We start from the raw sequence: 24,344 nt of genomic DNA on the forward strand, positions 1-24,344 counted from the left end.
CACGGCACGGCCACGCCGGTGACCGCGGCGGCGGACGATCAGCAGCACGTCGATGGCGGTGAAGCGCATCAAGAAAGCGCGCTAAAGCCAGGACTCCAGCTGCAGGTCGGTTTCGAGCGGAACGTTCGCGCCATTGGCCTCGGTATTCACAACCGGCTTGCCGTTGCGATCGAAGACACGGACCTTGAGTCGCGATTTCGTCCTGTCGATCTCGATGCGCGCGAAATTGTCATCCTGGGTGAAGCCCCATGACTTGTAATGCATGCGCGTCTTGCCGTCCTTGAGCGGAAACGCATCCCATTGCTCGGATTGTCGGGAATCGTGCACATACCCGTTCGGATCGCCATCGGCGAACGGAAACGGCCAATAGAATGCCGATGACGTAATCGAGAATGCCCTGAGGGGCAGGATCTTCTTCTTTTGGCCCTGATCGCGCTCGAATGCGATTTCGGCGACATTCGAGCAATGAATGTCGCCGGAGAGAAAGATAACATTCTGAATGGATTCATCGACGATATGGTCGAGCAGTTCCTTGCGCGTCTGCGGAAATGCCGGCCAGCTGTCGCTGTCGTCGCGATTGTTTCCATTAACCTCGAACAGCAGCGTATCGAGACCTCTCTTCGTTCGGTCGCCGATCCGTTCGTCCATCGCATTCGGAACGAATACGCTGGATGAGACGATGAACTTTGGGACGTTGTTGCGGTCCTTTTGCATCTGCGAAAGCCAGTCCTTCAGCCTGCGCATTTGTCCGGGATGATGCTCGTCGATGGTCGGATAGCCGAGCATGTAATTGTCGCGGAGCCCGTTATCGAGCGCACGGTCGTTGTTGTTCTTGTAACGCTGGGTGCGCGTGTCGAGAACGAAAAACGGATAGCCGCCGCAATCGAACGTGTAATACAGAAGGCGCCCCCATGTGCGCGGACTGTGGCTCCATTGGTAGTTCATGTAGGCGGTGACCGCGTAGTTGAACACCATGTGCTTGCCGGGATCGCCTTTCAGCCGGTCCTGAGTCCAGTTGTCCTCGATCTCATGGTCATCGAGGATCATGTAGGTGCTCGATCGCTGCAGCAGATTGCGTAGGTTTTGCGCTGAATAGGCAGTTGTATAGCGCTCCTGAAATTCGTCATACCGCTCGGCTCGAAGGATAGGAACGAAGCGATTGAGCATGTCGGCATAGATCTGGTCGCCGCACATCATGGTGAAGGAGGCCGCCGGGCCGATCGGACTGTCCTTAAAGTGCAGAGACATCGGCCCGAATATCTGGTCGGCCTCCTTGATCTTCCAAAGTAGCCCAGGATAGCGGCACGATCCGAGCAGGAATGCGAGAGAGCCGGCGATCTGCCCCGAAGGGGGGAAGGTGCGGAATCTCGCCTCGCATTTCGACGGATCGAGCCTCAACAGATCGTTCTTGATGATGTTGATGTCAGGCAAGATCGCGATGAGTTGCAGATCTGACGTCCGGGATGTGTTCGGCGTGGGATCGTCGACCGTGAGCACGCCGACCCGAACGGTGTATGCCGTATTCGGCGTGAGCGGCTTTGCCGGCACATTCTTGTTGAGGTTTACCGCAACAGCAACTTCTTCGACGCTGTCGAGGTCGGTCGCGTCATAGTACCCAAGTTGGACGTCCGAGCCGAGGACGAAGGTCCCCGTGCGGTCATACTCCCGGTTCAGCCGAAAGTACCAGGCGACGTCGATCTTGTTGTTTTCCACGATGCCGATTACGCCGACGGTTCGCCGGTTCTCGTCGAGCTGCGCCCTGTCATCCGCGGGGTCCGCAGCGCGGACCCAAATCCTGGCCGTCGTATCGGTGGTGTGACCGACAATCGGTCCTAATCCCGGTTCACGTAAACTGACCATGAAAATTCTCCCTACTCTGAAAACCGTCAGTAAAGTTCAAAAAGGACGACAATACAACCAAAACGTGTCTTGAGTGATGCATCCGGATGCCGCGGTAGAGTGCGGTCAACTGGCACAACCAGCCTACACGGCGGTGCTGAGGGGCAGGAAACGGAAGCGGCCGGTTCAGCATTGAACCGGCCGCCGCCTCCGTCGGTCAGCCGAACATTTCCCGGTCGGCGCAATGCAGATCGCGGGTGTCGAAATATTTCGTCGTCCAGCCGTCGGTCGTCGACAGGAACCATTTGGCGTCGAGGGCCGCCTGCGCCTTCGACGCCTTGGGCTTGGCCTTCTTGCCGCCGGTCGCCGTGCTGTCGAGGAAGTTGAAGTGATCGACCAGCGCCAGCGCCTCCACCGCGAACACGGTCGCGATGTCCTTGTCGCGGATGGTCAGGAGATTGTCGCCGTTGTTCTCCTCTCCGCCAGAGGCGAGGTTCGACGAGCCGCAGAACACGACGGGGTCGTCGCCGTTGAAGCCGCAAACGACGAATTTGTGGTGGATCTGGTGCTTGACCCCGGCGATGTTCGGCACCTGGTTGAACGGCGGCGGCAACTGGGTCTGCACCGGCTTGCCGGTGACGAGCACGCCGGTCTTCTTGCCGACGGGATAGAGATAGATGCCGTTCGGGTTGTCCGAGATGCCGTAGCTGAAGACCTTGTCGTTGGCATGGATCGTCTTCAGTGCCTCGTAGACGGGGCTGTTGCCGTTGGCCATCTCCATCACGGCGAACAGCACGCTGCCGGTGCCCTTGGGCTTCTTGGCTTCCTTCGCGATCTGGGCGACCACCGGGGCAAGCGCCTTGGCGGCGCCTTGCTCGTCGTGCGGCGAAAAGGTGATGCTGGTCTTCGGCGTCTTGCTCGAGGTCGAGACGAACGGCGCTTTCGACCAGGCCGATTTGATGAACGCCGGTTTCTTGACGCCGTCGGTCCACGCCTGCTCGAACACGCCGGCATAGAAGCCCGCAACCTCGGCATCATTGTAGACGAGAACGTGGTTCGAGTTGACGTAGAGGCCGGTGATCGAGAAGTTCGTCGAGCCGGTCAGCACCTTCTGCGGGGAGTTCTTCTTGGCGCCCTTGCGGTAGACGATCATGACCTTGTCGTGGGAATAGCGACCGAACTTGCCGCGCAGCAGCAGGTCCTTGCCCTTGGCGGCCTTGTTGAACGCCTGCTCGAAGCGGTCCTCCGGCGTCGGCTTTTCCTTATTGTGATGCAGCGCGGCGTTGTCGAGGATGATGCGGACGCGCCCCTGCCCCGCGAGTTTCAGCAACAGGCCAACGGTATCGGATTCGCTGAGATCGTAGGCGAAGACGTCGACGACGAGGTCCTTGTTCTTCAGGACGTCGGTGAGGAGACCGATGATCTTCTCGCGCGCGGTAAAGCCCATCCATTCGTATTCGTCCGCGAAGGTGAACTTCTCGCCGTGCGCATTGGTCCCTGCGACCTCGGACGTATCATACACCAGATCGTGCTTGCTCGGCTGGATCGGCGCCGTTTTGCCGAAATGATTGACGAACGCCTGCGACTGCACGAAGCCGCGTGTGAATCCGAGCTCGACGCTCTGCTTGGAGAAGCTGTCGACCAGGATCGTCGTGGACACGCTCATGTCCGGATCGAGCGGGGTCAGGACGCCGTTGTCGAAATAGCGCGGCGTCACGGTGTAGGCGTATTTGCCGCGGAACGGCTTGACGCCCTGGTGCACCGAGCCCGGCACATGGAGCCAGCGGAATTTATGGATCGGCGCGTTGATGCTCGAACGCGCCGGCTCCTTCGAGTCCTGCGCGTGATCAGCGGGTCGCTCGAACTGCAACTCATTGTAGATGTAGTAGGCGGGCTGGCCATCGGGCTTGCACTGGATCGTGAACCCCGCGAGGTCCTTGGCCTGGGACTTGTCGAGGTTGAAGGCCAGCAATGTCTTGGCATCGCCGCGATAGGCTTTGAGGACCATGCGGCCGCCGTTCGGCTTCTTCGCCATCATCAATCTCCATGAATGAAATCAAGACAGTTCGAGCGAGAAAATCGCCATAAGATTGTTTTAATCAGAGCATCCTACTCGAAATTGTGGATGTTGCCAACTTGTTGGTGCCTGGACCATTGCGTCGGCATTCAAGGCCCCGTGAGCGCGCGACACTTGCTCCCCGCCGCCCGAGGCATCACGATCATCCGGCACAACAGAACGAGGGCGAGGAAACCCGGATGCAGGAGCTTGCCGAAGCTGGTCCGGTCGAACGCGCCCGCGCCATTGCGCCGATCATCGCGCGCGAAGCGGACGAGATCGAGCGGACCCGTCGGCTGACACCTGACGTCGTGAATGCGCTCATCGACAACGGGCTCTATCGCGCGCTGCTGCCGCGGAGCCTCGGCGGCGCCGAGGCCCCGATCGAAACCTTCATGCAGATGCTGGAGGAGATCGCCAAGGCGGACGCCTCCACCGCATGGTGTCTCGGGCAATGCAGCGTCTGCGCGATGATCGCGGCCTGGCTCGATCCCGACACCGCGCACGAGATCTTCAATGCGGCACCCGGCATCCTCGCCTGGGGCGCGATTGGGCATGAGGCGCGCAGCGTCGAGGGCGGCTACCGCGTCACGGCGCGCTGGGACTTTGCTTCGGGCTCGCGGCAGGCGAGCTGGCTCGGGGCGCATGTGCGCATCGTCGGAGCTGACGGCGCGCCGCGGAGGAACGCCGACGGATCGCCGGAGGTGCGCACCATCCTGTTTCCGGTCGCAAGCGCAGTCTTGCACGACGTTTGGCAGGCGATCGGCCTTTCCGGCACCGGCACCGATTCCTATGAGGTCAGCGACCTCTTCATTCCCGAACGCTTCACCGCCTTTCGCGACGTGACGGCCGCGCTGCGCGAGCCGGGTCCGCTCTACAGGATCGGCACCGGCGCAACGTTCAGCCTGGGCTTTGCCGCCGTCTCGCTCGGCGTCGCGCGGGCGACGCTGGATGCCGCGATCGCGCTGGCGCGCGCAAAGCATGCTTCGCTCGCGACAGCAGCGATGCGCGACAACGCGGCGGTCCAGGGCCTGATCGGCCGCACCGAAGGCGATCTGCGCGCCGCGCGCGCCTATCTCTATGCGACAGCCCATGCGATGTGGCGCGAGCTGTCCGCGACCGGCGAGTTCAGCGCGGCGCATCGCAGCGCGGTTCGGCTGGCCGCGACCTGGACCATCCATCGGTCCGCACGCGTGGTCGACACCGCCTATCACATGGCCGGGGCGACGGCGGTGTTCCGAAAGCATCCGTTCGAGCGACGGTTTCGCGACATGCACGCCATCGCCCAGCAGATCCAGGCGCGGGACACGCATTATGAGGATGTGGGCAGGGCGATTTTGGCGGGAGAGTGATGACGGCCGCAACGCCGGTGCGCTCCCTCCCCCGCTTGCGGGGGAGGGTTGGGGAGAGGGTATCTCCGCAACGGGACAATCCCCCAGTGGAGAAAGCCCTCACCCGCGCCTCCGGCGCGACCTCTCCCGCAAGCGGGAGAGGTTAACGGAGAGAGCGTGGCGTCACGCCGCCCTGCGCGCACCGAGCAGCCGGCCGCGCCAGCCCATGCCGATCACGAGGGCGATCATTAGAAGGAAGGCCACAGCAGCGGCGGTGTCGACGATGCGGTCGCTTCCGTTGCAAATGTCGTTGTTGAGACACGCGCGGGACAGGACACCGGCCCGCACCAGGACCGCGAGCACGCCGAAATAGAGCAAGACGCCCAGCGCAAGATAGACCAACGTCACGAACAAACGCCGCAACCGCGATGGCATCGCCACATCGTCCTCGCGCCGCTCCGTGATGAACTGGCCGGGCGTCGCCTTGGCGGGATCGCGGATCTGGACGGTCGAATGCGTGAGCAGGTCGTGAACCGCCTGATTGCGCCGCGTGGCGGCCATGATCACGAACGAATACCAGCCTAGGACGCCCTTGACCGCGAAGCGCGCAAGCGCCTTGGCGAAGCTCACATTGCCGCCGCGGTCGTCGACGACGCGCAAATTCGTCCAGACATGTCCGAGCGTGCCGCCGATGCGCCAGACCAGCACCGGCTCGTAGAGCAGCAGGATGACGACGACTGCGATCCCGAGCGTCCGGCTCAGCCCATCGCTCGCGACATTGCTCGCGACCGCCAGAGCGCCGAACAGCAGGGCCATCGCCAGCATCCAGTCGAGCAGGACGGCCTTGAACCGCCTGGAGAAACGGGCATAGCGCGGCTCAGACGGTGGTAACGGAGGCGCATCGGAGGTCATGGGAGAGCCGACCCGTTCATTGGAACTCATCATGAGACGCCGTCGGCGCGCGGCAGGTTCGACGATCCGTCACCGACGGACCATGACGCAGCTTCCTCGGGACGTGCAAGTCTCGCCACCGGCCGGGATGCGCGCCTCGTGCGCCGCTCACGCCACCAGCGCGTCGCCGTCGATGCCGCGCTGGGCGGCGAGCAGGCTGATGATCTCACCATGGGGGCGGGCCTTGCTGAACAGAAAGCCCTGACCCTCGTCGCAGCCCTCGGTCCGCAGGCAGCTCAGCTCGGCTTCGGTCTCGACGCCTTCGGCGGTGATGGTGACCCCGAGGCCTTTGCCGAGGCTGACGATGGAGCGGATGATCGCCTGCGCCTCGCGGTTGGCGCCGAGATCGCGCACGAAGGACTGGTCGATCTTGATCTTGTCGAACGGGAAGCTGCGCAAATAGCTGAGGCTGGAATAGCCGGTGCCGAAATCGTCCATGGAGATGCGGACCCCGAGCGCGCGCAAGGCATGCAGCGTCGCCAGCACCTGCACGCTCTTTTCCAGCAGCAGCGTCTCTGTGATCTCGAGCTCGAGCCGGCGCGGCGGCAGACCGGACGCCTTGAGCGCGTCCGTCACCATCGAGAGCAGATTACCGCTGCGGAACTGCAGCGGCGACAGATTGACGGCGACGCGGACGTCGTCCGGCCAGGCCGCGGCATCCAGGCACGCCCGGCGCAGCATCAGCCTGCCCAGCGGGTTGATCAAGCCGGTATCTTCGGCGACCGGGATGAACTCGGCAGGCGAGACCATGCCGCGCTCGGCATGCGGCCAGCGCACCAGCGCCTCGAAGCCGGTGATGCGGCCGCTCGAGAGGTCGATCAGCGGCTGGTAATACGGCCGCAGCACGTCGTTGCGGATCGCGTCGCGCAGCTCGACCTCGATCTTGCGGCGGCTCTGCGCTTTGGCATCCAGCGCAGCCTCGAAGAAGGCGAAGCTGCCGCGCGCATCCAGCTTGGCGCGCGACAGCGCCATGTCCGCACTCTTGAGCAGCTTTTCGGACTCCTCGCCGTCGCCCGGCGCCATCGCGATGCCGATCGAGGCGCCGATCACCACGGAATGGCCGTCGAGCAGATAGGGATCGGCGATGGCCTCGAGCAGGCGCTTTGCCAATCCCACCGCGTCTTCGGGCCGCGTCAGGCCGCTCTGCAGGATGGCGAACTCGTCGGAATTCAGCCGCGCCAGCACGTCTTCCTCGCGCAAGGTCGACCGCAGCCGCTTGGCGACGCCGCGCAGCAGCTTGTCGCCAACCGCATGTCCCAGCGTGTCGTTGACGGCCTTGAAATTGTCGAGCCCCAGCATCAGGAGCGCGACCTTCTCGGCGCTGCGCCTCGTGTGCAGCAGCATCTCGTCCATCTGCTGGCGCAGCAGCGTGCGGTTGGGCAGGCCGGTCAGGGCGTCATGCTGGGCCATGAAGGCAAGCCGCGCCTCGGCGCGCTTGCGCTCGGTGATGTCCATCAGCGCCAGCAGCACCGCGGGCCGCTCGGCATAGGTCAGCTCGCGGGAATAGATCGCAAGGTCGATCAGCGCGCCGTCGGCCTTGACGTGCTTCCAGGTACGGCCGGCCTGCTCCTCGCTCGACCGGTCCGCGGTCCAGGGCGGCTCGCTGTCGAAGGCCTGCAGGGACCGGATCTTCAGCCGCTCGAACTCGGCGCGGCTGTAGCCGTAATGCGCGATCGCGGCGTCGTTGACGCCGAGGATACGCTCGTCGTCGAGCGCGCAGACGATCATGGGAACGGGATTGCCGTCGAACAGCAGGCGGAACGAGGCCTCGCGCTGCTTGAGCTCGGTGATGTCGACGCGCAGGCCGACGACGCCGCCGTCATCCGTCAGGCGCTCGTCGATCAGGATGACGCGGCCGTCGGACAGCTTCTGCTCGTGGCGCGCGCCCGGCTGGTAGAGCTTCTGCAGCCGCTCGGCGATCCACTCGTCCTCGTGGCCCGCGGCTTCCGGATAGTCGCCGCGCGCGACGCCGATGCGCAGCGTGTCTTCGAGACGTGCGCCTTCGGCGAACAGATCGGCGGTCTTGCTGTAGATCTCGGCGTATTTCTTGTTCCAGAGAACGTAGCGGCCTTCGGCGTCGAGAAACACGATGCCTTGCGGCAGGATGTCGACGGCCTGGCGCAGCCGCTCGTGGGATTTGCGCGCGTCCGCGATCGCAGCTTCCGCCTCGGCACGGCTGCGCAGGATTTCGTCGCGCTCGGACAGGGCGCGCGTCGTACGTGCAAAGCGCGGCTTGCGCGGCGCTTGGCCGGCCCGGGCACGCACGCCTCTGTTTCGTTTTCCTGGTTTTGGAGACTTCAAACCCAACGTCACTCGTCCCATTCGCGCCCGGCGGCGCAAGTCTTGCGCGAGCAAGTCTTGAGGCAAGTGTCTGAAAAAATTGTAATCTTCAAGTCCCCCATCGGCGCCGGAGGTCCGTTGCGGCCGCTGCAAGCCGGTTCAATCTGCCTGTTTGAGCGGCGCGACGGGGCCAGGCGGCGCGGCGAACCCATCGCTTCGTCGCAATTGGAGCGAGACGCGGCGCAGAATTGCGCGCGTGCTTGAATCATTTCCGAAGCCGCGTGCGATTGTATGCAGGACGGAAGCGAATCCCGTTCGGCGCACGAATATGCGCCAGTGCGGGATACGGTTATCGCACTGTTAAGAAACCGGACGGCGCGGCGCGAAAACGACGATCTTCACGTCTCAATTGGAAATACGGATGGTCGTGTTCCGCGCGCCCTCGCGCTGCACCAGCGCGAACAGCGCCGCCGCATGCGCCGGATGCAGCCGCACGCAACCATGCGAGGCTGGCCCGCCGAGGCGGCCGATGTCGGTGGTGCCGTGAATGGCAAACCCGTAATGGAAGAAGATCGCGTGCGGCATCGGCGAATTGTAGTATTTGCGCGAGAAGTAGCGCCGCATCATCGCCTGCGGATGGAACGTGCCGCTCGGCGTTCCATAGCCGCTGCGGCCGGTCGACACCGGCCAGGAATGACGCGGCGCGCCGTCGACGCGAACCGACATGCGTTGTGACGACTTGTCGATGTCGACCCGAAGATCCGCCCGCGCCGGGGCCGCCAGAACCGCGGTCAGCGCCAGCACGGCAGCCGCCAAGGCGGCTGGCGTCGCGCGCCGCGCCAGAGAAAATGTCATAATGAAAAGCCCTTTGCCTCGCGGGCATGATGTCGCCGGCCCGCCGCGGCTGTAAAGACGCCGTGAGCTCGCCCCTCGGCGAAAGCCTAATTCTTAACCCTGACGCGGTGTTGGGCTATAAGGGGAATCAGCATGCATCCCCGCCGCTTCACCCCTCTCCTGATCGTCATGACGCTTCTGGCCGCCGGCGACGCGCTGGCCCAGGACAAGGGCAGCGTCAGCCCGAAGCCGCTGCCGCCGCTCGCCAATCCGAACGACCCGGACCTCGCCGCGAAGGAACTGTTCGCGCGAAAACTGCTGCCGTCGAAGGGGCCGGCCCATGTCATCGGTTCCTACACCAAGGGCTGCATCGGCGGCGCGGAACAGATCCCGGTCAACGGCGATCATTGGCAGGTGATGCGGCTGTCGCGCAATCGCAGCTATGGCCACCCCGACATGATCGCACTGATCAAGCGGCTCGCGGCCAAGGCGCACAAGGACGCGGGATGGCCGGGCATCCTGGTCGGCGACATCGCCCAGCCGCGCGGCGGCCCGGCGCTGTCGGGCCATGCCAGCCACCAGATCGGGCTCGACGCCGACATCTGGCTGACGCCGATGCCGGACCGCCGCCTCTCGCGCGAGGAGCGCGAGGATATGTCGGCGGTGATGATGGTGCGCCCGGACCGGCTCGACGTCGACCCGAAGGTGTTCACGCCGAGCCATGTGTTGGTGCTGCGCGATGCGGCGCGGGAGCCGGCGGTGCAGCGCATCTTCGTCAATGCCGCGATCAAGAAGGCGCTGTGCCGCGAGGCCAAGGGCGACCGCGCGTGGCTGTCCAAGATCCGCCCCTGGTGGGGCCACGACTACCATTTTCACATCCGCATGCGCTGCCCGGCGGGGCCAGGCGAATGCGAGGGCCAGGCGTCACAAGCCGAGGACGAAGGCTGCAAGCCCGCCGATCTCGCTTATTGGTTCTCCGACGCCGTGCTGCACCCCAAGCCGCCGCCGGAGCCGCCGAAGCCAAGACCGCCGATGACGCTGGCGCAGATGCCGGCGGCCTGCAAGGCGGTGCTGCACGCGGGTGATGCGAAGCCGTAGCGAACGTGGATGGCGCTGGTCGCCACACTCTCGATGTCGTCCCCGCGAACGCGGGGACCCATAACCACAGGACGTGGTTATTGCGCGAAGCAGGTCACTCCGAACCCCCGCAACTACGCCGGCCTGTGGCTATAGGTCCCGGATCGGCGCCCCGCTCTGGACAACGCTGCGCGTTGCCCAAAGCTGCGCTTGTCCCGGACGACAGTGGTGATTGAGGCACGGCTGCCGGATGACGAACTCGTTGGTTGGTTCGTAACGACCAGATGCGCTAGGATTGCCCTCGCCGCCGTGCCGTAAGCCCGCGGCATTCCGGGACGCGCATCCCGTCATTCAACAAGCCTGACCGCAAGCCTCGCGCCGTTCGCGTGGCCAATGATGGGATTCAAGATGCGCGTCCTCACCCTCCTCGTTGCGCTCGCCTTCAGCGCGACCTCCGCTCTCGCCGCGGAGGAGCCCAGCGGCTGCGACAAGTTCAAATGGCCGATCGAGCGCGAGCGCGCGGCGCTGTCCGCGCCGGACCTTGCCAGGCTCGCATCGGGCAGCGAGCAGGCGGCGTTGCCGTCCTCGGCCGTCGCGCTGGGGCTCGTCGCCCCAAGCGAGGCGAAGCTGCCCATGCCGCCGGAGCGTGCGCCAAAGGACGGCACCTTTGCCGGCTTCACCAGCGTCAAATCCGCCACCGCCGGGCTCTATACGATCAGCCTGTCCGCCGGCGCCTGGATCGACGTGGTCCAGGATGGCCATGTGCTCAAGCCCGTGGCTTTCAGCGGTGCGACCGATTGCAGCGGCATCCGCAAGACCGTGAAATACGAGCTGTCCGCACAGCCTTTCGTGCTCCAGATCAGCGGCGCCAGGGAGAATTCGGTCGCGATCGCGATCCTGCCGGCGCAATAGGCCCGCCCGGCAGGGCAGGCGCCCTTTGACCTGACGCCGCAGCCCCTGCTATCTTCGCAATTGCGATATCCCTGCCGGCCGTAAGCCGCAGCCGGGCCTCGTGGAGCAGCGCTTCCACCCGTCGCGACCCGACTTAACCCAACGCCAGATCTGCGCGTGAATTCACGCGCGAGCTCGCAACGGAGCGCATCCATGATTCGTATTGCCGGACTTTTCACCGCCTTCGTCCTGCTTGCAGGCGCCGCCCTCTCGCCCGCCAGCGCCGAGGACAAGACCATCACGGTTTTCGCCGCAGCGTCGATGAAGAACGCGCTCGACGAGGTCGACGCCGCCTACACCGCCAAGACCGGGGTGAAGTTCAGCGTCAGCTATGCCGCAAGCTCCGTGCTTGCCAAGCAGATCGAGCAGGGTGCGCCGGCCGACGTGTTCGTCTCCGCCGACACCGACTGGATGGACTACGCGGTCTCCAAGAAGACAATCAACGAACCTTCCCGGGTCAATCTGCTCGGCAACAGCATCGTGCTGATCGCGCCGAAGGATTCCAAGATCGACAACGTCACCATCGCGCAAGGCTTCGACCTCGCCAAGCTCGCCGGCGACGGCAGGATCGCGACCGGCGACGTCAAGTCGGTTCCGGTCGGCAAATATGCCAAGGCCGCGCTGGAGAAGCTTGGCGCCTGGCAGGCCGCCGAGCCGAAATTCGCCATGGCCGAGAGCGTGCGCGCGGCGCTGACGCTGGTGGCGCGCGGCGAAGCGGGTCTCGGCATCGTCTATTCCACCGACGCCAAGGTCGAGCCCGGCGTGAAGATCGTCGGCACCTTCCCGGCGGAATCGCATCCCGCGATCATCTATCCCGTTGCGGCGACCACGACCGCGAAGCCCGAGACCAGCGACTATCTCGCCTTCCTGCGCTCGACGGCCGCCAAGACCATCCTGGAGAAATACGGCTTCAAGTTCCTGGTCAGCCCCTCGACGTGATCCTTGCTGCCTGATCCTTGCGACCTGTTTCTGAGATTGATTTTCACGAACTGATATCACCGGCTTGATGTTAGACATCTCTCCCGCCGAATGGACGGCGATCCTGCTCTCGCTCAGGGTCGCCGTCATCGCCACACTGGTCGCAACGCCGTTCGGCATTGCGCTGGCGTGGCTGCTCGCCCGCAAGGAATTTTGGGGCAAATCGGTGCTCGACGCACTCGTGCACCTGCCGCTGGTGCTGCCGCCGGTCGTCACCGGCTATCTCCTGCTCCTGACCTTCGGCAAGCGCGGCCTCGTCGGCGGCTTCCTCGCCGATTATCTCGGCATCGTCTTCTCGTTCCGCTGGACCGGCGCCGCGCTCGCCTGCGGCGTGATGTCGTTTCCGCTCCTGGTGCGGCCGATGCGGCTGTCGATCGAGGCGATCGATCGCCGGCTCGAGCAGGCAGCCGAGACGCTGGGCGCGGCCCCCTGGAAGGTGTTCTTCACCGTGACGCTGCCGCTGGCGCTGCCCGGCGTGCTCGCCGGCATGGTGCTGGGTTTTGCCAAAGCGATCGGCGAATTCGGCGCCACCATCACCTTCGTCTCCAACATTCCCGGCGAGACCCAGACGATCTCGTCCGCGATCTATTCGCTGATCCAGACGCCGGACGGCGATGCCGCGGCCGGCCGTCTCGTGATCGTCTCCGTCATCCTGGCGCTGGGCGCGCTGATATCAGCCGAATGGTTCGCCCGCCGCGCCACACAACGCCTGCACGGGAATTGACCATGCTGCGCGTCGACATGGAAAAGCAGCTCGGCGAGTTCTCGCTGCACGCGTCCTTCAGCAGTGAAGGCCGCGTCATCGGCCTGTTCGGCGCCTCCGGCGCCGGCAAGACCTCGCTGATCAACATGATCGCGGGGCTGTTGCGGCCCGACCGCGGCAGCATCGTGATCGACGGCGAGACCGTCGACGACACCGAAGCCGGCATCCATGTGCCGGCCTATCGACGCCGCATCGGCTATGTGTTTCAGGACGCGCGGCTGTTTCCGCATCTCAGCGTCGCGCAGAATCTCGACTACGGACGGCGCATGAATGGCCTTGCGCCCGATCCGGCGCAGCACACACGCATCATCGACCTGCTCGACATCGGCACGCTGCTCGACCGGCGTCCCGGAAAGCTCTCCGGCGGCGAGCGTCAGCGCGTCGCGCTCGGACGCGCGCTGCTGTCACGGCCGCGCCTGTTGCTGCTCGACGAGCCGCTTGGCGCGCTCGACGAGGGCCGCAAGCTCGAGATCCTGCCCTATCTGGAGCGGCTGCGCGACGAGGCCAACGTTCCCATGGTCTATGTCAGCCACGACGCCGCCGAACTGCGCCAGCTCGCCACGCAGATCGTGATGCTGAAGCAGGGCCGGGTGACGAGTTTTGGTGGAGTGAAGGTGCTGGCGTGAGCAGAGTTTCGTGCCCCGGACGCGACGCAGCACGCAGTGATGCGGCGCAGAGCCGGGGCCCACTCGGTGCCATGGGTCCCGGCTCTGCGCAGCAACGCTCCCGCGTTGCAGCGCGTCCGGGACACGAGACCGTCTAAACCCCCGCCACCGAAGCCCACACGTCCGCGAGCTTTCTCCGCAGCGCCTGCGTGCGCGTCAGCGGCGCCGGCGTCTCGTCTTCTTCGGGCAGGCGCAAGCCCACGACGCTGACACGGCCACCGGAGATGTTGCGGGCAACCAGCACGATCTCGTCCAGTGCGAGCTCGGCGCCCTCCTTCGGCGCGCGGTCGAGATGGACGTCGAAATAATCGGCGAGCGTCAGCTTGCCCTCGTCGTCGCTCACCTTCACGCCGTAGATGCCGGCGAGCTCGGCGAGCGTGTGCTCGGCGGAGACCATGAAGTCGCCGAGCAGATGCGGGTCCGGCGCCGAGCTCGGCTGCATGTCGACGAAGAAGCGGTCGAGCGACTCGGCCTTTTCAGGCGGCGCCAGCAGGTAGATGTAATCGCCGGGCGCGATCGGGTCGGCTTCCGTCGGCGTCAGGATGTTCTCGTTGCGGATCACCAGCGTCGGCTTGGACCAGGACGGAATCAGGCCGCGGCGGAAATACAGGCTCTTGGGCCGGACGGGGTAACCGACCAATTGCTGCTCGAGCTGGCCGGGCAGGTCCAGTTCGACACGGCGCGGGCCGCGCTCGGCGCGAGGCAGCGCGACGTGCAGCTTGCGCGCGGCGGGCGCCAGGGTCCAGCCCTGCAGCAGCAGCGAGATGATGACGACGACGAAGGCGACGTCGAAATAGAGATAGGCCTTGGACAGGCCGACCAGCATCGGGATCGAGGCCAGGAAGATCGCGACCGCGCCGCGCAGGCCGGTCCAGGCGATGAAGATCTTCTCGCGCCAGTTGAAGCGGAACGGCGCAAGGCAGACGAACACCGCGATCGGCCGCGCCACCAGCATCAGCACGAAGGCGACGCCGATCGCCGGCAGCACGCTGACCCCCAACCGGCTCGGCGAGACCAGGAGGCCGAGCAGCACGAACATCACGATCTGCGCCAGCCAGGTCGCTGCATCGAGGAAGGCCACCACCGAATTATGCGCGCGGGTCGGCCGGTTTCCGATGATGATGCCGGCGAGATAAACCGCAAGGAAGCCGGAAGCGTGCATCATCTGCGAGCCGCCGAAGATCACCAGGGCGCCCGTGGTCACGAAGGGCGCATGCAGGCCCTGGGGCAACGCCACTTGGTTCAACGCGATGACGACGAGACGCCCGCCGATGACGCCGACGACGGCGCCCAGCGCCGCCTCCTGGATGAACTCCATCACCACGTGGCTCGCCGAGGTCGAGCCCAGCGAGATGTACTCGACCAGCATCAAGGTGAGGAAGATCGCGAACGGGTCGTTGGTGCCGGATTCGGCCTCCAGCGTCGCGCCGACGCGCGGGCGCAGGCGCAGGCCCTGGGTGTGCACCAGCAGGAACACGGCGGCAGCGTCGGTCGAGGCCACCACGGCACCGACCAGCAGCGACTCCGTCCAGTTGAGATCGAGCGCGAATTTGGCGAAGGGCGCCGTGATCAGCGCGGTCAGCAGCACGCCGACGGTCGCCAGCACCACGGACGGCGCCAGCACGGTGCGGATGCTGGCAAAACGCGTCTTCAGGCCGCCGTCGAACAGGATCAGCGCGAGCGCCACCGAGCCGACCAGATAGGTGGTGCGGACGTCGTCGAACTGGATCTGCCCGGGGCCGGAATCGCCCGCGAGCATGCCGACCGCAAGGAAGACGAGCAGCAAGGGTGCGCCGAAGCGCAGCGCAAGCAGGCTCGACAGGATGCCGGCCATGACGAGGACGGCGCCGAGCAATATGGCGAGGCTGACGGAGTCGAGAGAGGCCATCCACCTTCCGGGTTAAAAGAGCGGGAATGCATCCTTATCGTCGGCGGACTCACGCGCCAACCCATTTTCGCATTTCGCGGCGATCTGCCCGTATTATACGGCCTTAACGTCCATCACATGCCGGTGTATCGATGGCCCGGCCGCGCCCTTTATGGGATTCTGCGGCTCCCTCGAATCAATTTCCCCCACGCTTGCCGACGAGACTGATGGACATGGACCTCAAGGACTTCATGGAGTTCGTGCAGACCACGGCGCGCAGCGTCGGGGCGGAAATCTCCTCGCCCTGGTTCTACCTGCAATTCGGCCTCATTCTCGCCGCGGCCGGCATCGCCTATGCGGCGGAGACCGGCGTGCGCAACCGGCTCGACATGACCACCCTGACGATGCGCTGGCCGCTGCCGCTCCGGCACTTCGCCCGGGTGATGGTCTCCAGCGCCTCGACGGCGGTGTTCACGCTGCTCGTGATCATCTCGCGCCTCGTGATGTACCACGCGACCTGGCCGAGCCGCTCCTATCTGCTGATGGTCGCCGCCAAGCTCGGACTGGCCTGGCTCGTGATCCGGCTCGTGACCTCGGTGCTGCGCAATGCCTTCATCGTCCGTCTGGTGTCGATCACGGCATGGTTCATCGCCGCGCTGTCCATTCTCGGGCAGCTCGATACCACCGTCGACCTGCTGGATTCCTTCGCGATCGTGCTGGGCGGCCTCAGGCTGACCCCGCTGCTGGTGATCAAGGCCGGCGCGCTGCTCCTCATCGCCCTATGGGCCACCAATATCGCGAGCAATTTCGCCGAGAGCCGGATCAACGCGACCAGCGACCTGACGCCGTCGGTGCAGGTGCTGCTGGTCAAGATCATCCGCATCGGGCTGCTGGCCGTCGCCATCGTCATCGCGCTCGGCGCCGTCGGGATCGACCTTTCGGCGCTCGCGGTGTTCTCCGGCGCGGTCGGCGTCGGTATCGGTATCGGCCTGCAGAAGATCGTCGCCAACTTCATCTCGGGCATCATCCTGCTCGCCGACAAGTCGGTGAAGCCCGGCGACCTCGTCACCATCGGCGACAACACCGGCCGCATCAGCGCGATGAAGACGCGCTATATTTCCGTCGCCGCCGGCGACGGCCGCGAATTCCTGGTGCCGAACGAGGATCTGGTGACGCAGAAGGTCGTCAACTGGACCTATACCGACAAGAACACGCTGGTGAAGATCGCCCTCGGCACCAATTACGACGCCGACCCGAAGCTGGTCTGCAAGCTCGCGGCGGAGACCGCCGAAGCCCATCCGCGCGCACAGAAGGGCAAGCCGCCGACCTGCATCCTGACCGAGTTCGCCGAAGCCGGCATGAAGTTCTCGCTGACCTTCTGGATCGCCGACCCCGACGGCATGGACAAGGTCAAGAGCGACGTGATGCTGGCGCTGTGGGACGCCTTCAAGCGGGAGGGCATCCGGGTTCCCTACCCCGTCCGCGAAATCCGCATCCGTGGCGGCGCGCTGCCGGTGGAGACCACCGTAGAAGTCCCGAATTAGGCCGCTTTCGGGCCCCCGGAACGGCAAGCTCTTGTTTTGACGCGTTTTCTTCACGCGAACCGGTAGCCACTTCGCTCGAAAACGCTCTGCTTCGCTTGCATGAAGGCCCGCAATCATTAAATTGGGGCCTGAAATCAAGCCTTTCCGCCGAAAACGAGATCAGCCCGGAAGACCGCACCAGCATGAGCTACGTCGAAGCCACCGATACCTCGCTGCGCAAGACCGGACAGATCAAGCTGCATGGGCCGGCCGCCTTTGCCGGCATGCGCAAGGCGGGTGCGCTGGTGGCCAGGTGCCTCGACGAGCTCACCGACATCGTCGGACCCGGCGTTCCGACCGACCGTATCGACCAGTTCGTCCGCGAGTTCGCGTTCAGCCACGGCGCCTTTCCGGCGACGCTGATGTATCGCGGCTATCGCTATTCGACCTGCACCTCGCTCAACCATGTGGTTTGCCACGGCATGCCCGGCGACCGTCCGCTGAAGGAAGGCGACATCGTCAATATCGACGTCACCTTCATCGTCGACGGCTGGTATGGCGATTCCAGCCGCATGTACGCGGTCGGCCCGATCGCCCGCAAGGCGGAGCGGCTGATCGAGGTGACCTATGAAGCGATGATGCGCGGCATCGCGGCGGTGAAGCCCGGCGCCACCACCGGCGACATCGGCCACGCCATCCAGAGCTTCGTCGAGCCGCAGGGCATGAGCGTGGTGCGCGATTTCTGCGGCCATGGCCTGGGGCGCATGTTCCACGACGAACCCAACATCATCCATATCGGCCGGCCCGGCGAGGGCGTGCAGCTCAAGCCCGGCATGTTCTTCACCATCGAGCCGATGATCAATCTCGGCAAGCCGCACGTGAAGATCCTCTCCGACGGCTGGACCGCCGTGACGCGCGACCGCTCGCTGTCGGCGCAGTTCGAGCACTCGGTCGGCGTGACGGCGACCGGCGTCGAGATCTTCACGCTGTCGGAGCGGCACGGCGAGAAGCAGATCGGCTGATTGGCCGGCATCGCGGCCATCTCTGTCGTCATTCCGGGGCGCGACGAAGTCGCGAGCCCGGAATCCATCGTACGGCATTCCCTGGAGACAAATGGATTCCGGGCTCGCGCCAAGTTGGCGCGCCCCGGAATGACGAGCGAGAGAGCCTCCCTCATATTCAGCTCTTCAGCTCCGCGTATCCGATCTCGTGCATCCCCTTGCCGCTGCGAAACAGCGAGACACGTCCGGGCTGATTGTCGCCATCATCGAAGCCCGATCTTGCCATCCTGCCCGGCGATGACGATCCCGCCGACCACGGACAGGAGCAGCGAAATGGGCAAATCGACGCGACGCGGCTTTCTCGGAATCATATCGGCCAGCGCGGCCGGCCTGCTGCCGACGCGTGCGCAGGCGGCCGGAGCCGCCGCTGACGAGCCGGCCTGCATCCTGACACCGCAGGCGGAGGAAGGGCCGTTCTACGCCGATCCGAAGCTGGTTCGATCCGACATCACCGAGGACAAGCCGGGCGTGCCGCTGCGCCTGCGGCTGCGCGTGATCGAGGCCGGGCCGTGCACGGCGATCCCGGGCGCACGGGTCGACATCTGGCATTGCGACGCCAAGGGATTGTATTCGGCGTTCCCCGGCCAGAGCGATGCCCACAATGTCGACGAGACCGGCAAGTCGTTCCTGCGCGGCACGCAGATGACCGACGTCGCCGGCTGGGTGACGTTCAACACGCTCTATCCCGGCTGGTATGACGGGCGCACCACGCATATCCATTTCAAGGTCTTTCTCGACCAGCGGACCGTGCTGACGGGCCAGACCTTCCTGCCCGATGCGCTGAACGAGTTCATCTATGCCAACGTGCCCGACTATGGCGGTCGCGCGCGGCAGCGCACGGTGATCAACGCCAACGATCACGTCATCGAACGTGCCGATCCCGAGCATCGCGCGTTCTGTGCGGTCAAGGAGGAGCGCGACCGCTATGTCGCGACATTGACGCTCGGCGTCGATCGCCGCGCGGAGACGACGGTCGGACGCGCGGGGCCTCCGCCACCGCCGCCGGGCGTGCGCGGCGGACCGCCGCCCGCGGGCATGTTCGAGCGGCCCATCAAGGACAGGCTCGCCGCACTGGTGCCGGGGCTGAAACCCGGCCGCTGATCCCGCAATTGCCAGTTGCAAAAGCAGGGGTCCCCGGCGATGCTGGCCGCCGATGCCCGCCAAGCCGGACCACGACAAGAGCAAGCCTGACGACGCGCCGCATTACCACGGCCATCGCGAACGGCTGCGCGAGCGCTTCTACAGCGCAGGCGCGGATGCGCTGAGCGATTACGAGCTGCTGGAGATGGCGCTGTTTCCGGCGCTGCCGCGGCGCGACACCAAGCCGCTCGCGAAGGCGCTGATCAAGACCTTCGGCTCGTTCGCCGAGGTCGTGCACGCGCCGGTGGCGCGTCTGCGCGAGGTGGACGGCGTCGGTGAGGCCGCCATCAACCAGCTCAAGCTGATGGCAGCCGCCGCGAGCCGCGTCACCAAGGGCGAGGTCAACAGCCGCAACGCGCTGTCGTCCTGGAACGAGGTGATCGACTATTGCCGCTCCAGCATGGCGTTCGCCGACAAGGAGCAGTTTCGCCTGCTGTTCCTCGACAAGCGCAACCAGCTCATTGCCGACGAGGTGCAGCAGACCGGCACGGTCGACCACACCCCGGTCTATCCGCGCGAGGTGATCAAGCGCGCGCTGGAATTGTCAGCGACCGCGCTGATCCTGGTGCACAACCATCCCTCGGGCGATCCCTCGCCCTCGCAGGCCGACATCCAGATGACGAAAGCAATCATCGACATCGCAAAGCCGCTGGGCATTGCCGTGCACGACCACATCATCGTCGGCAAGGGCGGACATGCGAGCCTGCGCGGGATGCGGTTGATCTAGGACGTTCCCGATCGCCAGGCCGGCCTTACTACGAACCCGACGCGTGGGTCAGCCAGCCGGTCACGGCAGCCTCATTTTTCGACCGCGAATGCGAGCACGATGTGTTCGGGGGTCTGCTTGAAATCCCTAGCGACGGCGTCGCGAACGAGACCTGCGATCTGGTTCAAAGGCTTGTCGTCATAGAGGCGCGGGAATTGAACCGTGACCGACACCAGCCGCCCATTGTGCCAATTGAAACCAACCTCCGGCTTGACGCCAGTGGATTGCTCGAGCTCGGCCGCCACGGCCTTCGCCTGCTTGAACCCTTCCGTCACCGTGCTGAGAGCGTCGCAGCCTGCAAGCATGGTTGCGCAGACGAGCAGCAGCACAAATCTGAACATGAGAGATTCCCCAGCGGTGACGGCCCCCGTTATGATTGGCGATAATGTTTGGATCGTCAACGGATGGTTGTAGTGACCAATCGGAGCTCACCGGCTGGGCGGCGTGAGCCAACTCTCATGGCTCGATCCAGCGCTGCACCGCCTCTGCGGTATCGGCGGGCGTGGTGTTGAAGCAGATCGCGGCATCCGGTGCGAGGCGATGCACGAGGTTGAGCACCTTCTCGAACAGCACAAGACGCTCCTTCGGCTCGCGCAGGCCTGCGCCGATCACGATGCAGTCGAAGCGCTCGTCGCGCAGCGCTGCCGCGACGCCGGCTTCCGCGGTGACGTCGAGATCGATCAGGCAGCTCGTGACCTCGAAACCGAGGTCGCGGAGCCGCAGCAGCTGCGCTTCGATGTAGCCGCGCATCAGCTCCGGCGTGAGTTGCGGGAATGCGCTGTAGTCGGCACTGCCGGGTTCGATGCCGATGGCGAGGACGCGCTTGGCCATACACGATCTCCCAACGGAATGACCTCTTCCGTCAACGAGATGCCCAGTCTGCGGGTTCCGCTTTCGCGGGCCATCTTGAAGGCGGCGACGATTGTCGCCCCGCCTACTGCCGCAGCATGATCAGGGGATCGGCGGTATCGGGAACGCGCCGCCACTGCGCGTTGTCGTCGGCCTCAAACTGCCAGACCGCGCCCGATTTCGACATCAGAATGATCTGGCCGCGCTCGAGCCGCCATTGCGTCGGGTTGAACTGCGCGATGGCCGCATCGCATTTCGGCTTGAGGAAGACCTGGAAATTGTCGGCACTCGCCTCGGTGTTGGTCAGCGTCAGTCCGCAGACCGGCTGGCCGTTGCCGCGCACCATCGCCCAGTCGCCGATCATCTGGTCCATCGACTTGGCCATCGAACGCGCGGCGGCGAGATCCTGCAGGATGTAGACGCCTTCGCCCTGGCGCAGGCCCTCGAAGATGCCGGCCTCGACCTCGGTGAAGTCGATCACGGCCTCCCCGGTCGCATCCTGCAGACGAACGATATCGAGGCCCCTGAGGCTCCAGGCGACGATGTCCTTGGTGAACGGCAGCGCGGTCTTGCAGGCCGGCTCCAACTCCAGCTTGAAGCCCTGCCCCGCGGCGTCGCCCTTCATGGTGACGACGCAGGTCTTGCTGCGCTCGGTGGTGGAGAGCTCCCACTGCCCGAGCATCTCCTTCTTCAGGCTGCTCGCATCCTGCGGATACGCGATGCCGATCGCGGCCAAGGAGGCCGCGACGGCGAATGCGAGAACCCGAAGAGCGGCCATCAGCGCCCCTTGAACGGCGTTTCGGCCACCGGCGTCAGCGGCGCCTTGCCCGAGAACCATGATTTGAGGTTGTCGACGACGAGCTGGTCCATCGCGTTGCGCGTCACCACCGAGGCCGAGCCGATATGCGGCAGCAGCACGACGTTCTGCATGGCCTTGAGCTCGTCCGGCACGGTCGGCTCGGCCGCGAACACGTCGAGGCCGGCGGCGAGGATGGTGCCGGATTTCAGCGCCTGGACCAGCGCCGGCTCGTCCACCACCGAGCCGCGCGCCACGTTGATCAGCACGCCGCGCGGGCCGAGCGCCTTGAAGACCTCGGCATTGATCATCTTGTTGGTCGAGGCGCCGCCGGGCACGATCACCATCAGGGTGTCCACGGCCTTCGCCATCTCGATCAGATCGGGGTAGTGCTTGTAGGAGACGTCCTTGGACGGGTTGCGCGAGTGATAGACCACGGGCACCAGTGAGGCATCGAGGCGGCGCGCGATGGCCTGGCCGATCCGGCCCATGCCGACGATGCCGACCTTGCGGTCGCGCAGCGAGCCGACGCTGAGCGGATAGTTCTGCGTCTGCCACAGCCCGGAGCGCACGTAGCGGTCGGCCTTGATGAACTCGCGCAGTGTGGAGATCAACAGGCCCATCGCGACGTCGGCGACCTCCTCGGTCAGCACGTCGGGCGTATTGGTGACGATGATGTTGTGCTCGGCCGCGTATTTGGCGTCGATATGGTCGTAGCCGACGCCGAAGCTCGCCACCATCTCGATCTTGGGCAGCTGCGCAAGCGATTCCTTGTTGGCGTGGACCGTGTGATAGGTCACGGCGACGCCGCGGATCTTCTCGCGGACCGCCGGGGTCAGGCGCTCGAGGTCACCGCGCGTCTCGGCCTTGTGCACGACGAAATGATCGGAAAACCCGTTCTCGAGAATCGGCCGCACCGGCCCATAAATCAGAAGGTCGATCTTTTCGGACGAAATCGAACCGGCAGCCATCAGTTTTCCTTTCCAAGCGCGCTTTCGTGCCAGCGCCGTAAAACGAGGTGGGAAACTAGCGCCAGCACCCCATAGATGACAATCCCGGCCAGCGACAACAAAAGCAGCGCTGCGAACATGCGGGGTATGTTCAATCGATAGCCGGATTCGGCGATCCGGTAAGCCAGGCCGGAGCCGGCGCCCGCCGTTCCCGCCGCAATCTCGGCGACGACCGCGCCGATCAGCGACAGGCCGCCGGCGATGCGCAGGCCGCCGAGAATGTAGGGCAGCGCCGCGGGCAGCTTGAGGAAGCGCAGCGTCTGCGGCTTCGAGGCGCCATAGAGCTGGAACAGGCCGGCGAGGTTGCGATCGACCGAATTGAGCCCGAGCGTGGTGTTGGACAGCACCGGGAAGAAGGCGACGATGAAGGCGCAGACGACGACCGCAGTCTGCTGTTCCAGGTAGATCAGCAGCAGCGGCGCAATCGCAATGACAGGGGTGACCTGGAGGACGATCGCATAGGGGAAAAGCGAATATTCCACCCATTTCGACTGGTTGAACAGCAGCGCCAGCGCGATGCCGCCGATGCTGGCCGCGACGAAGCCCTCGAGCGTCGTCAGCAGCGTAGTGACGAGCGATTGCGACAGCACCGCCCAATCCTTGATCAGGGTCAGGACGATCACCGATGGCGCCGGCAGCACGTAAGGCGGGATGGCCTTGATGCGGACCACGAGTTCCCAGGCGACGAGGCCGGCCGCGAACACGATGACGGGAAGCAGCAGGCGCAGCGCGCGTTGCACGCCTTGCGGCTTCGCGGGGACGGTCGCCTGCGCGCTCATAGCGTCGATTGTCCCGAATAGGACGGCGCCAGCGCCATCGACACCTTCCTGCAATAATCGGAATAGGCGACGGACGTGCGAAATGCCTCGCCGCGCGGCTCGACCGTCTCGACGCGGATGTCGGCCTGGATGCGGCCGGGGCGCGCCGTCATCACCACCACGCGCTGCGACAGATAGACGGATTCGAACACCGAATGGGTGACGAAGATGACGGTCTTGCCGAGCGCCCGCCACAGCGCGAGCAAATCGTTGTTGAGACGGAAGCGCGTGATCTCGTCGAGCGCGGCGAACGGCTCGTCCATCAGGAGGATTTTCGGATCGGTGACGAGCGCGCGCGCCAGCGACACTCGCATCTTCATGCCGCCGGAGAGCTCGCGTGGAAAGCTGTCCGCGAAATCGGCGAGCCCGACGCTCGCCAGCGCCGCGTCGGCCCGCTCGCGCGCTTCCGCCTTCGGCACGCCGGCGAGCTTCAGCGGCAGCCGCACGTTCTCGCGGACGCTGGTCCAGGGCATCAGGGTCGGTTCCTGAAACACGAAACCGATGCCGTGACCTGGCAGAACTTGCCCCGGCTGCACCTCACCCGCGTGACGCGCGACGCGCACGATACCGGAGGACGGCGCGCCGAGCTCCGCGATCAACCGCAGCACCGTCGACTTGCCGCAGCCCGACGGGCCCAGCAGCGAGATGAACTCGCCCTTGCGGACGGTGAGGTCGAACGGGCCGAGCGCCATGACGCCGTTGTCATAGGTCTTCGTCACGCCGCGCAGGCTGACGGCCAGATGCGTCAGGCCGGTCTCGGAGACGGACGAGGGATTGGCTGACATCGAC

22 protein-coding genes are annotated in these 24,344 nt (G+C 65.1%); 10 read left to right on the forward strand and 12 right to left on the reverse strand.

The features are described 5' to 3' along the window. Positions 1 to 81 precede the first annotated feature (81 nt). Both QRQ56_RS29955 and QRQ56_RS29960 read right to left on the reverse strand, forming a co-directional pair. A complete protein-coding gene (locus QRQ56_RS29955; RefSeq protein ID WP_438744831.1) occupies positions 82 to 1,860 on the reverse strand; it encodes an alkaline phosphatase D family protein in 1,779 nt (592 codons plus the stop codon). A 196-nt stretch (positions 1,861 to 2,056) separates the two neighbouring features. Next, on the reverse strand, positions 2,057 to 3,877 hold the full coding sequence (locus tag QRQ56_RS29960) for a phospholipase D-like domain-containing protein (RefSeq protein WP_438744832.1): 1,821 nt from the start codon (positions 3,875 to 3,877) through the stop codon (positions 2,057 to 2,059). A 218-nt stretch (positions 3,878 to 4,095) separates the two neighbouring features. Between QRQ56_RS29960 and QRQ56_RS29965 the strand changes: the two genes are divergently transcribed. Further along, on the forward strand, positions 4,096 to 5,247 hold the full coding sequence (locus tag QRQ56_RS29965) for an acyl-CoA dehydrogenase family protein (RefSeq protein ID WP_438744833.1): 1,152 nt from the start codon (positions 4,096 to 4,098) through the stop codon (positions 5,245 to 5,247). A gap of 162 nt (positions 5,248 to 5,409) precedes the next feature. On the opposite strand, the gene QRQ56_RS29970 is transcribed toward QRQ56_RS29965, so the two are convergent. The 3 genes from QRQ56_RS29970 to QRQ56_RS29980 all read right to left on the reverse strand — a co-directional run bounded on the left by QRQ56_RS29970 (position 5,410) and on the right by QRQ56_RS29980 (position 9,312). Further along, the gene (locus QRQ56_RS29970; protein WP_438744834.1) at positions 5,410 to 6,171 is read right to left on the reverse strand and encodes an RDD family protein; all 762 of its coding nucleotides are present in this window, start codon (positions 6,169 to 6,171) and stop codon (positions 5,410 to 5,412) included. A 114-nt stretch (positions 6,172 to 6,285) separates the two neighbouring features. After that, a complete protein-coding gene (locus tag QRQ56_RS29975) occupies positions 6,286 to 8,442 on the reverse strand; it encodes a putative bifunctional diguanylate cyclase/phosphodiesterase (RefSeq protein WP_438744835.1) in 2,157 nt (718 codons plus the stop codon). Positions 8,443 to 8,862: 420 nt separating this feature from the next. Next, on the reverse strand, positions 8,863 to 9,312 hold the full coding sequence (locus tag QRQ56_RS29980) for a L,D-transpeptidase (RefSeq protein WP_438744836.1): 450 nt from the start codon (positions 9,310 to 9,312) through the stop codon (positions 8,863 to 8,865). A gap of 132 nt (positions 9,313 to 9,444) precedes the next feature. On the opposite strand from QRQ56_RS29980, the gene mepA reads away from it, so the two are divergent. The 5 genes from mepA to modC all read left to right on the forward strand — a co-directional run bounded on the left by mepA (position 9,445) and on the right by modC (position 13,686). Beyond that, on the forward strand, positions 9,445 to 10,389 hold the full coding sequence (mepA, locus tag QRQ56_RS29985; protein ID WP_438744837.1) for a penicillin-insensitive murein endopeptidase: 945 nt from the start codon (positions 9,445 to 9,447) through the stop codon (positions 10,387 to 10,389). 387 nt (positions 10,390 to 10,776) lie between these two features. Beyond that, positions 10,777 to 11,280 carry a hypothetical protein gene (locus tag QRQ56_RS29990; protein WP_438744838.1) on the forward strand — a complete coding sequence of 168 codons (504 nt, stop codon included), beginning with the start codon at positions 10,777 to 10,779 and terminating at the stop codon, positions 11,278 to 11,280. 192 nt (positions 11,281 to 11,472) lie between these two features. Then, positions 11,473 to 12,258 (forward strand): molybdate ABC transporter substrate-binding protein, encoded by a 786-nt coding sequence (gene modA, locus QRQ56_RS29995; RefSeq protein ID WP_438744839.1) that lies wholly within the window; start codon positions 11,473 to 11,475, stop codon positions 12,256 to 12,258. 67 nt (positions 12,259 to 12,325) lie between these two features. Then, a complete protein-coding gene (gene modB / locus QRQ56_RS30000) occupies positions 12,326 to 13,021 on the forward strand; it encodes a molybdate ABC transporter permease subunit (RefSeq protein ID WP_438744840.1) in 696 nt (231 codons plus the stop codon). A 2-nt stretch (positions 13,022 to 13,023) separates the two neighbouring features. Then, positions 13,024 to 13,686: a molybdenum ABC transporter ATP-binding protein gene (modC, locus tag QRQ56_RS30005; protein WP_438744841.1), complete on the forward strand. Its 663-nt coding sequence runs from the start codon at positions 13,024 to 13,026 to the stop codon at positions 13,684 to 13,686. A 133-nt stretch (positions 13,687 to 13,819) separates the two neighbouring features. Here the strand turns inward: modC and QRQ56_RS30010 are convergent, their stop codons facing one another. Then, a complete protein-coding gene (locus QRQ56_RS30010; RefSeq protein ID WP_438744842.1) occupies positions 13,820 to 15,613 on the reverse strand; it encodes a potassium/proton antiporter in 1,794 nt (597 codons plus the stop codon). A gap of 206 nt (positions 15,614 to 15,819) precedes the next feature. On the opposite strand from QRQ56_RS30010, the gene QRQ56_RS30015 reads away from it, so the two are divergent. From QRQ56_RS30015 to radC, 4 genes are all read left to right on the forward strand, one after another. Then, a complete protein-coding gene (locus QRQ56_RS30015; RefSeq protein ID WP_438744843.1) occupies positions 15,820 to 17,136 on the forward strand; it encodes a mechanosensitive ion channel family protein in 1,317 nt (438 codons plus the stop codon). Positions 17,137 to 17,318: 182 nt separating this feature from the next. Continuing rightward, positions 17,319 to 18,137: a type I methionyl aminopeptidase gene (map, locus tag QRQ56_RS30020; RefSeq protein WP_438744844.1), complete on the forward strand. Its 819-nt coding sequence runs from the start codon at positions 17,319 to 17,321 to the stop codon at positions 18,135 to 18,137. A gap of 312 nt (positions 18,138 to 18,449) precedes the next feature. Continuing rightward, positions 18,450 to 19,277 (forward strand): intradiol ring-cleavage dioxygenase, encoded by an 828-nt coding sequence (locus QRQ56_RS30025; protein WP_438744846.1) that lies wholly within the window; start codon positions 18,450 to 18,452, stop codon positions 19,275 to 19,277. 52 nt (positions 19,278 to 19,329) lie between these two features. Then, positions 19,330 to 20,043, forward strand: a complete 714-nt coding sequence (gene radC / locus QRQ56_RS30030; RefSeq protein WP_438744847.1) for a RadC family protein — start codon at positions 19,330 to 19,332, stop codon at positions 20,041 to 20,043. A gap of 71 nt (positions 20,044 to 20,114) precedes the next feature. Here radC and QRQ56_RS30035 read toward each other — a convergent pair whose 3' ends face one another. The 6 genes from QRQ56_RS30035 to QRQ56_RS30060 form a co-directional block, all read right to left on the reverse strand. Further along, entirely contained in the window at positions 20,115 to 20,423 is a 309-nt protein-coding gene (locus QRQ56_RS30035; RefSeq protein ID WP_438744848.1) for a hypothetical protein, read from the reverse strand. Between the two features lie 115 nt (positions 20,424 to 20,538). Next, positions 20,539 to 20,913 (reverse strand): hypothetical protein, encoded by a 375-nt coding sequence (locus tag QRQ56_RS30040; protein ID WP_438744849.1) that lies wholly within the window; start codon positions 20,911 to 20,913, stop codon positions 20,539 to 20,541. A gap of 103 nt (positions 20,914 to 21,016) precedes the next feature. After that, positions 21,017 to 21,709 carry an AprI/Inh family metalloprotease inhibitor gene (locus QRQ56_RS30045; protein ID WP_438744850.1) on the reverse strand — a complete coding sequence of 231 codons (693 nt, stop codon included), beginning with the start codon at positions 21,707 to 21,709 and terminating at the stop codon, positions 21,017 to 21,019. Continuing rightward, a complete protein-coding gene (locus QRQ56_RS30050) occupies positions 21,709 to 22,698 on the reverse strand; it encodes a 2-hydroxyacid dehydrogenase (RefSeq protein WP_438744851.1) in 990 nt (329 codons plus the stop codon). Before QRQ56_RS30050 ends, QRQ56_RS30045 begins: the two co-directional genes overlap by 1 nt. Beyond that, entirely contained in the window at positions 22,698 to 23,516 is an 819-nt protein-coding gene (locus QRQ56_RS30055) for an ABC transporter permease (RefSeq protein ID WP_438744852.1), read from the reverse strand. The genes QRQ56_RS30050 and QRQ56_RS30055 overlap by 1 nt, the downstream gene beginning before the upstream one ends. Next, complete coding sequence (locus QRQ56_RS30060; RefSeq protein ID WP_438744854.1) at positions 23,513 to 24,340, reverse strand: ABC transporter ATP-binding protein; 828 nt, start codon at positions 24,338 to 24,340, stop codon at positions 23,513 to 23,515. The genes QRQ56_RS30055 and QRQ56_RS30060 overlap by 4 nt, the downstream gene beginning before the upstream one ends. Between the last annotated feature and the right edge of the window lie 4 nt (positions 24,341 to 24,344).

The sequence above is a fragment of the Bradyrhizobium sp. U531 genome (assembly GCF_051710265.1).
GTDB lineage: Bacteria > Pseudomonadota > Alphaproteobacteria > Rhizobiales > Xanthobacteraceae > Bradyrhizobium.

Coding starts and splice junctions, on each gene's coding strand:
- QRQ56_RS29955 (WP_438744831.1), bottom strand. CDS start 1,860: ATGGTCAGTTTACGTGAACCGGGATTAGGACCGATTGTCGGTCACACC.
- QRQ56_RS29960 (WP_438744832.1), bottom strand. CDS start 3,877: ATGATGGCGAAGAAGCCGAACGGCGGCCGCATGGTCCTCAAAGCCTAT.
- QRQ56_RS29965 (WP_438744833.1), top strand. CDS start 4,096: ATGCAGGAGCTTGCCGAAGCTGGTCCGGTCGAACGCGCCCGCGCCATT.
- QRQ56_RS29970 (WP_438744834.1), bottom strand. CDS start 6,171: ATGATGAGTTCCAATGAACGGGTCGGCTCTCCCATGACCTCCGATGCG.
- QRQ56_RS29980 (WP_438744836.1), bottom strand. CDS start 9,312: ATGACATTTTCTCTGGCGCGGCGCGCGACGCCAGCCGCCTTGGCGGCT.
- mepA (WP_438744837.1), top strand. CDS start 9,445: ATGCATCCCCGCCGCTTCACCCCTCTCCTGATCGTCATGACGCTTCTG.
- QRQ56_RS29990 (WP_438744838.1), top strand. CDS start 10,777: ATGCGCGTCCTCACCCTCCTCGTTGCGCTCGCCTTCAGCGCGACCTCC.
- modA (WP_438744839.1), top strand. CDS start 11,473: ATGATTCGTATTGCCGGACTTTTCACCGCCTTCGTCCTGCTTGCAGGC.
- modB (WP_438744840.1), top strand. CDS start 12,326: ATGTTAGACATCTCTCCCGCCGAATGGACGGCGATCCTGCTCTCGCTC.
- modC (WP_438744841.1), top strand. CDS start 13,024: ATGCTGCGCGTCGACATGGAAAAGCAGCTCGGCGAGTTCTCGCTGCAC.
- QRQ56_RS30010 (WP_438744842.1), bottom strand. CDS start 15,613: ATGGCCTCTCTCGACTCCGTCAGCCTCGCCATATTGCTCGGCGCCGTC.
- QRQ56_RS30015 (WP_438744843.1), top strand. CDS start 15,820: ATGGACATGGACCTCAAGGACTTCATGGAGTTCGTGCAGACCACGGCG.
- map (WP_438744844.1), top strand. CDS start 17,319: ATGAGCTACGTCGAAGCCACCGATACCTCGCTGCGCAAGACCGGACAG.
- QRQ56_RS30025 (WP_438744846.1), top strand. CDS start 18,450: ATGGGCAAATCGACGCGACGCGGCTTTCTCGGAATCATATCGGCCAGC.
- radC (WP_438744847.1), top strand. CDS start 19,330: ATGCCCGCCAAGCCGGACCACGACAAGAGCAAGCCTGACGACGCGCCG.
- QRQ56_RS30035 (WP_438744848.1), bottom strand. CDS start 20,423: ATGTTCAGATTTGTGCTGCTGCTCGTCTGCGCAACCATGCTTGCAGGC.
- QRQ56_RS30040 (WP_438744849.1), bottom strand. CDS start 20,913: ATGGCCAAGCGCGTCCTCGCCATCGGCATCGAACCCGGCAGTGCCGAC.
- QRQ56_RS30045 (WP_438744850.1), bottom strand. CDS start 21,709: ATGGCCGCTCTTCGGGTTCTCGCATTCGCCGTCGCGGCCTCCTTGGCC.
- QRQ56_RS30050 (WP_438744851.1), bottom strand. CDS start 22,698: ATGGCTGCCGGTTCGATTTCGTCCGAAAAGATCGACCTTCTGATTTAT.
- QRQ56_RS30055 (WP_438744852.1), bottom strand. CDS start 23,516: ATGAGCGCGCAGGCGACCGTCCCCGCGAAGCCGCAAGGCGTGCAACGC.
- QRQ56_RS30060 (WP_438744854.1), bottom strand. CDS start 24,340: ATGTCAGCCAATCCCTCGTCCGTCTCCGAGACCGGCCTGACGCATCTG.